Origin of the sequence: Candidatus Magnetaquicoccus inordinatus (genome assembly GCF_004217665.1) — a bacterium.
Lineage (GTDB): Bacteria > Pseudomonadota > Magnetococcia > Magnetococcales > Magnetaquicoccaceae > Magnetaquicoccus > Magnetaquicoccus inordinatus.
This window is the reverse complement of sequence record NZ_RXIU01000191.1, coordinates 1-6874: the sequence shown is the minus strand read 5'-3', so window position 1 is coordinate 6874 and position 6874 is coordinate 1. Positions and strand designations below refer to the sequence as shown.

At 51.7% G+C, this 6874-nt stretch carries 7 protein-coding genes; 6 read left to right on the top strand and 1 reads right to left on the bottom strand.

The window, feature by feature from the left end:
• The coding region (locus EJP87_RS17885) for a calcium-binding protein (protein WP_478210083.1) at positions 1–1373 on the top strand (1373 nt) is incomplete at its 5' end.
• 116 nt (positions 1374–1489) lie between these two features.
• Here the strand turns inward: EJP87_RS17885 and EJP87_RS17880 are convergent.
• Positions 1490–1849 (bottom strand): hypothetical protein, encoded by a 360-nt coding sequence (locus tag EJP87_RS17880; protein WP_193771351.1) that lies wholly within the window; start codon positions 1847–1849, stop codon positions 1490–1492.
• On the opposite strand from EJP87_RS17880, the gene EJP87_RS12405 reads away from it, so the two are divergent.
• From EJP87_RS12405 to EJP87_RS12385, 5 genes are all read left to right on the top strand, one after another.
• On the top strand, positions 1833–2198 hold the full coding sequence (locus tag EJP87_RS12405) for a response regulator (RefSeq protein ID WP_130472193.1): 366 nt from the start codon (positions 1833–1835) through the stop codon (positions 2196–2198). The genes EJP87_RS17880 and EJP87_RS12405 overlap by 17 nt on opposite strands.
• 87 nt (positions 2199–2285) lie before the next feature.
• Complete coding sequence (locus tag EJP87_RS12400) at positions 2286–3161, top strand: CheR family methyltransferase (RefSeq protein WP_130472192.1); 876 nt, start codon at positions 2286–2288, stop codon at positions 3159–3161.
• 379 nt (positions 3162–3540) lie between these two features.
• Positions 3541–4572: a PilZ domain-containing protein gene (locus EJP87_RS12395; protein WP_130472191.1), complete on the top strand. Its 1032-nt coding sequence runs from the start codon at positions 3541–3543 to the stop codon at positions 4570–4572.
• Between the two features lie 418 nt (positions 4573–4990).
• A complete protein-coding gene (locus EJP87_RS12390; RefSeq protein WP_130472190.1) occupies positions 4991–5539 on the top strand; it encodes a phosphohydrolase in 549 nt (182 codons plus the stop codon).
• Positions 5540–5574: 35 nt separating this feature from the next.
• The gene (locus EJP87_RS12385) at positions 5575–6570 is read left to right on the top strand and encodes a GNAT family N-acetyltransferase (RefSeq protein ID WP_130472189.1); all 996 of its coding nucleotides are present in this window, start codon (positions 5575–5577) and stop codon (positions 6568–6570) included.
• The last annotated feature ends 304 nt before the right edge of the window (positions 6571–6874 follow it).

Sequence of the window (6874 nt, the reverse complement as noted above, 5' to 3'; positions counted from 1 at the left end):
CACCGGGAAGCAGTTTTGGCTATGGTGCCGGGGCCGATACGCTGAACGGTGGTTCTGGCTCCGATCATCTGTTTGGTTTGGGGGGCAACGATACTTTTGTCTTTGAACTGCAGGATGCCGGGTCGAGTGATGTGGATACGGTGTGGGATTTTGACAAGAACAGTGAGGCCGACAAGCTGAAATTGACCAACAATGGCACCATTTTGGACAGTACGGCAGTGGACGCCTTGCTGGCCGCGCAGACGGTTAGCGGCAACGATCGTTCTCTTCTCTTTACCGACAGTGCCGGCCATCAGGTGACCATTCTGGTAAAAAATATTGCACGCAATCTGGTGGCAGGTGATTTTTGTACCGTGGGTGCAGGCGACCCGCTGGTGCTTGATCTCAATGGCAATGGCATCGAACTCTCTTCCCGCGAGAGCAATCCAGTCTATTTTGATATGAACGGTGATGGGCAGAAAGAGAGGAGTGGATGGGTGCAGGGTGGGGATGGTTTGTTGGTCATGGATGGCAATGGTGATGGCCACATTGCAGCAATTTCAGAGCTGATTTCCGACCATTTTGCACCGGGAGCAGTGGGAAGTCTGGCAGCCCTGGCCACCCTGGACAGCAACCATGATGGCCTGATGGATCATCTGGATGCGGCTTTTGCCCAGTTGCGAGTGTGGGTGGATGCGGATCATAACGGCATTTCATGGGCCACCGAGCTGTACACACTGACCGATTTGCAGATTGTCAGCCTCTCTTTGCAACTGGATAGAACGCATGCCGCTCTGCAAAACGGCAATCTGATCAATGGCTATGCCATCGCCAATTTTGCCGATGGCCAGCAGAGCGCGTTGGCGGAAGTACAGTTGGGTTATGAAACAGTGGCTGCATTAGATGCGGCTGCCAGCACAGAGAGTACACCTGTTGTCGCCACAGCGGAGAGCGGGCCAGCCACTCCCCAACAAGTGCTGCAATGGGAGGGGGTGACCTTGCAGCAAGAGGGAGCGCATTTACAGATACTGGATGGGGGCAGTGTCGATTTGGACAGCTTGCTGGCAAACAATCGGCAGTTGCCACCTGTGCAGAGTGTGGAGATGCGCAATGGTGTTGCCAACAGCCTGCAGATTCATGATTTGCTGGATCTGACCGGCAGCACAGACTCTCTGTTGATTCAAGGAGAGGCGCAGGATGTGGTCAACATGCAACAGGCCATGGATCATCTGTTGGCAAGCAATAGCACGGTGCAGGTCAACGGCATCAGCCATGCCACCGATGCCGCAGCGCAGACCACCATTGATGGGCACACCTATACCGCCTACCATGGGGTTGAAGGTTTGCATACGGTATTGGTTGAAGCAGAGGTGGTACTCAACTGGTTGCGCTAGCAGTTGAGCGCGGGGAAAACAGAAATCGCAGAAATACGCCACTGCAAGGGCAAGAGAAAGGCAGAAGCAAATGAGAGTGATTATCAGTTAAAGCACTGTTTTGTTTACTTTCTGCATCAACATGCTGGGCAAGAGAGTCCACTTTCCTTATCAATGGTTCGATTTTGCTTGCTTTTGTACCGGCACTCCCTATAATAGCGGCGGCGGGGGCTTGATATAATGGTCGCTGAAGGAGGAGTGTACCGAGGTTTAGCCGTGCGCAATATCGGAACATCAATCGGATTTTCCAGTTGCATCGGATCATCAATCGGATTTTCCAGTTGCATCGGAACATCAATCGGATTTTCCAGTTGCATTGGATCATCAATCGGATTTTCCAGTTGCATCGGATCATCAATCGGATTTTCCAGTTGTTTGCTGCAGAGAGCAAAAGACTGAAACAGAGGAGAGTGGAGAGTAATGGCCAAGACGATCATGACCGTGGATGACTCCTCCAGTGTCAGGCAGATGGTGGGTTTGACGCTGAAAGGGGAAGGTTATCAAGTGGTGGAAGCTGTGGATGGCAAGGATGCTTTGGCCAAAGTCAGTGGAGCGAGCATCGATATGGTGATTACCGATTTGAACATGCCGAACATGGACGGGATCACCTTGATTCGCGAGTTGCGCAAGTTGCCTGCATTCAAATTTACACCGATTGTCATGTTGACCACCGAGTCACAAGCAGAACGCAAACAGGAAGGCAAAGATGCCGGGGCGACCGGTTGGATTGTAAAACCATTCAAGCCAGAACAGTTGATCGGCGTGATCAAAAAGGTGCTGGGATAATTTTGTCACGGATGATAGCCAGCAGTTTACAGGGATAATCCATGGCAGAAGGTTCGAGAGTACTCTCTGCATGGGGAGGCAAAGCGGGTGCGAGCCAAAAAAGATCAGGGACATCCTTCTGGGATTACTGATGCCGATTTCAAACGATTAAGTGAATTTGTCCAGGTACAGTGTGGCGTGCGTCTCCCTCCTGGCAAGCGGACCTTGCTTGCCGAGATGATACAGGAGCGATTGCGGGCGCATGGCCGACACTCATTCAAAGAATATCTAGACTGGCTGCTGGGCAGCGGTCATCCCACCGAAGAGTTGATACAGTTTGTTGATCTGGCGACCAGTGCGGAAAGCGAATTTTTTCACCAGGCCGATCATTTTGAATATCTGGTACAAACAGCCTTGCCGGAGTTGATCAAGGTTACGGGTGCGGGAATTTCTCGTGATTTTATGATCTGGAGTGCGGGTTGTGCCACTGGGGAAGAGGCATACACCTTGGCGATGGTGTTGCAGGAGTTTGCCGATCACTATCCAGGGATTCCGTTTCGGGCCAAGGTGTTGGCCACAGACATCTCCGAGCGGGTGTTGGCAACCGCCAATGATGCCATTTATAATATTGAAAAGGTGGCGCCGATCTCCATGGAGATGAAGCGCAAATATCTGCTCAAGAGTCGGGATCCCAATCGGCAATTGGTGCGGGTGATACCGGAGTTGCGGGAGATGGTCAAGTTTCGGCGTCTGAACATTCTGGATCATGATTTTGGCTTGCGCGAGCGCATGGATATTATCTTTTGCCGCAACCGAATCAGCCATTTTAATCGGCCTACACAGCAAAAGCTGGTCAGCAATTTTTGTCGCAATCTCTCCCCCGGCGGCTATCTTTTTTTGGGCCACACCGAGGAGCTCAATCATCTGCAGTTGCCGGTAGTACAAGCCGCCCCATCGATCTATCGTCTGCCCTTGAGCGCATAATAGGCGCTCTCAAGCAAGGGAGAGAGTGATGGATTCAGCAGCATTTTCAACAGCCTGAGCGGATCAACCGCTTATCCTTTTTGACTTTTCCCCATTGTCTGACTCTGTAAGAGCAGTGCGCGTGCTGGCGGCAAGCGCATGGCGCTGCCTGATATATGATGATTTGCTTATAAAATTATAGATGGCTCACATCTTGCTTTAATTTATTACAGAACCAACAAAAACAGCTCCACACACGCATCGAAATGCTGAGAGAGATGTTTTTGATAATTAAAAATATTTTTCTGGAGGTTTGCCAAGAGTTCAGTCCAGAACAATCCCTGTCGCATCGGCAGTACTGCAGCTTCGGTCAGCAGATGAAGCCGCAAAGGAGATAAAAATGGAAACCACCGGTCTTTGGCAGCATTTTACCAAAAACATCCAGCACTTGACTGGTAACTCCAACAGGACAGAAGAGCCCGAAAGCTCTTCGACGTTTGCATTGGACGAAAAACCCAAGGAAAATATTCAGGAAGATCCGGCCACCATCGCCCAGACCTTGATGCACGCTGTGGACAGCCGCTCTGAGGTACAGGTCTGTTTTGGCAGTAAAATTTTAATTTATAGAAGCCGTTTTTTGCCGGAAGTGGAGAGCGGAGCAGGTGGCAGTGGTGAACTCTCCAGCGAATATCTGCGCAACATGGATTATCTGCTGATTGGTCCAACCGATCCGCCAGAAGGCTACTATAAATTTTTGCATGGTCGCGCCGCGACCCTGTTTTTCGTGTATGGTGGAAAAATCAACCAATTTGTCTCCAGTCTCTGGAATGGATTTTCCACGCGCGAGATGTCGGTGGCCACAAATGTACAGAAAACGGCTTCCTCCTATGCACCAGCACGCCCCGAAACCGCCTTGTCTGCCGCGACCGATAGCCTCGACGGCAGTGCAGTGATGAGCAGTCTCAAGTTGATTTTTCCCGAGCGGATCTTTCGCAAAGCGCAACAGCGTGATTCGGTACGCATCAAATATCATGAGGATGCGCGGGTTTTGCTCACCATTACGCGGGCAGCAGGTTATGATTTTTTTGCCAAGATTGTCGATCTCAGCACGGGTGGTGTTCGCTTTGAATTGCCCTCTGATGAGCCATTCATAGCAGAAAAATCGGAAGTATCCACCACATTTTCTTGGGCTGAAGAGATGGCGGTTACCACCAGGGGAACCGTGGTCAAGATCATGCTCCGCAAGGGCAAACCTGTCGGTCAGATCATCTTTGCTGCCGATTCCTATGAGGTGATTCGCGATATTGGCAAGCTGGTTACCCATATCGAGCGAGTCCATTTGCGCAACAGGCACCCCTTGACAGAGACTCCCATCAGCATCCAGGCAGAACATTTTGCTCACAACACGCCGCAGGGGGGGCTCCCTCATTAAGCGGGTTTGTGCGTCATTGGCATGCGATCGGCTGCGGCCTGCTCCTGCATTGCCCCCAGTTGCAGGAGAGCGCCGATCGCTTATCCAAGCACAGCCAGTGCATGTCCCATTGAAACAGGGGGTAGTATGAAACAAGAGAGTTCAAAGCAGGTTTGAAACAGAAAGAGTATGCTGCACCATTATCCAGATACTGCATTTTTTTTATGCGGTCTGTTGAATGCTGTCGGCAAAAGTGCCAACATCCTCCTGGCACGCTGTTACATGCTCAACTGCTTCTGCACCATTGCGCGGAGAAGATCACGCAAATAATCCTGTGCACGATGCTCCTGCCACAGGCAAAAAAGCTCTCCGCAACCCGGTACGATAGGGCAAGCAGTGCGTCGTCAACTTGATTTTGAAGCGAAGTGAGAATTTTGCAATGTCTTTTTCTGCACAAGAACAGAGAAAAGGATCGTGGATCCAAACCTTTACCGGCATCCAATTCTGGCCTCTGGATGCCCGTGTCCAGGAGGTGGAGATTATCGATATTGCCCATTCGCTCTCTATGCTCTGCCGTTTTAACGGCCATTGTCGCAGCTTCTACTCGGTTGCCGAACATTCGGTGCATGTCTCACGGGTGGTCGATCCGACACTGGCCCGCTGGGGGCTGCTCCATGATGCGGCAGAAGCCTATCTCTCCGATCTGCCTCAGCCTATCAAACAACAGATGCCCCTCTTTCGCTCCCATGAAGAGAGCCTGTTAAAAATAATCGCGCAACGCTTTGCCCTGCTGCCCAGCGAGCCTCCAGAGGCCATCAAAGAGGCTGATATGCTGTTGCTCGCCACCGAAAAGGCTGCCCTCATGGGCAGAGAACCTGCCCCATGGCAGGGATTGCCCGAACCGTTGCCGCCATCTCTTATCGCCGCATGGAGCCCAGAACAGGCCAAAGAGATCTTTTTGCAACGCTTCCATGAGTTGTTCTTCTGAACAGGTTGCTGGAACAGGCTGAGGAGGTGCCCGCCATGGACGCACAGATCATCCCCTTGACCCTCGCCTGGCAAGAGGCGGTGGTGGCACTCTACAATCGCCTGCATGCTGCTTCCCCCTTGCCCTATGGCAAAGAGATGCCCGCAGATTTTGTGCAGCAGCGGCTGCTGCGCTCCTCTCTGTGGAGCAGCGATTGTTCGCGGTTGTTGATTGATTGCAGCGGACAACTGCGTGCTGTGGTGTTGGCCAATCATCGCCGCAATCCGGGCCTGCAGCAAAATGAAAGTATGCTGTTGCACTGGCTGGGGGTCGAGCCAGAGTGGCAAAGAAAAGGCTGGGCACGGCAGTTGCTGCAGGAGCTGTTTTTTTTGGCGCAACGAGAACAGCAAACAGTGCTGCAGAGTGCTCTGCAATGGAGTGGTATCTGGCCGGGGGTGCCGCAAGGGTTGCTGGCGATGGAGCAGTTTGTGGAACAGACGGCAGGGAGTTGGCAAACGGGAGAGCTGTTTTTGCAATGCACCCCTGCTGAGGTGCTGGGCAGAATGGCCACCAGAAAAGCCAATACCGATAAAAACATTTCTATAATCCTCTATGAAAGCAGGCATCAACAGGCTGTGCAGCGTCTGCTGCAGGAGCATTTCAGTATCGGTTGGCAACACGAGCTGTTAAGCCGGATTGATCCACATTATGATCCGTTTAACGGTTATGGCTTGGCCACCACCTATAATGCAGCCCATCCGGGAAAGGATCTGCTTTTGGTCGTAGCCGAGCAGGAGATCATCGGTTTTTGTGCCCTGCATACGGAAAAGAGAGAGCTGGCCTTTTTTGGTCCCATTGGGCTGCATCCCGCATGGCGTCAGCAAGGGATTGGTACAGATCTCTGGCAGGCAGCCCTGCGTCAGGCTGATGCTGCCGGTTGCCAAAAGCTGGGATTATGGACCAGCCTGCCCATCGCCCAAGGATTTTATCTTCCTCTGGGAATGGAGATCAGCCACAGCAGCAGACATGCTTGTTGGTCTGTTCCGCAATAGTGAGCCCATTTGTAACTGATTTTTCCCAAAAGAGGATTGTAGACGATACCATCTGGCGTCAGGAGTGGTTGATCAGAGCGAGCAGGGCTATGAACGCAGTGCAAGCGCATTTAAAAATAAGAAAATTATTATGGAGGTCCAGGAGGAGATTATCTCCTCCTGGTGGGTGCAGGGCAAAGCCCCATATGCGCTAACATGTTTTCCCCGATACAGCCATTTGTCGCTTACGTTTTCGCGGTGATTCTGCCAGTTGGGTCAGGATCACAGACCAATCTTTCATGACATTGTCGAAAGAAAATACTGG

Bases quoted from the DNA above. Each gene is read 5' to 3' on its own strand.
- EJP87_RS12405 (WP_130472193.1), top strand. From the start codon at position 1,833: ATGGCCAAGACGATCATGACCGTGGATGACTCCTCCAGTGTCAGGCAG.
- EJP87_RS17880 (WP_193771351.1), bottom strand. From the start codon at position 1,849: ATGATCGTCTTGGCCATTACTCTCCACTCTCCTCTGTTTCAGTCTTTT.
- EJP87_RS12395 (WP_130472191.1), top strand. From the start codon at position 3,541: ATGGAAACCACCGGTCTTTGGCAGCATTTTACCAAAAACATCCAGCAC.
- EJP87_RS12390 (WP_130472190.1), top strand. From the start codon at position 4,991: ATGTCTTTTTCTGCACAAGAACAGAGAAAAGGATCGTGGATCCAAACC.
- EJP87_RS12385 (WP_130472189.1), top strand. From the start codon at position 5,575: ATGGACGCACAGATCATCCCCTTGACCCTCGCCTGGCAAGAGGCGGTG.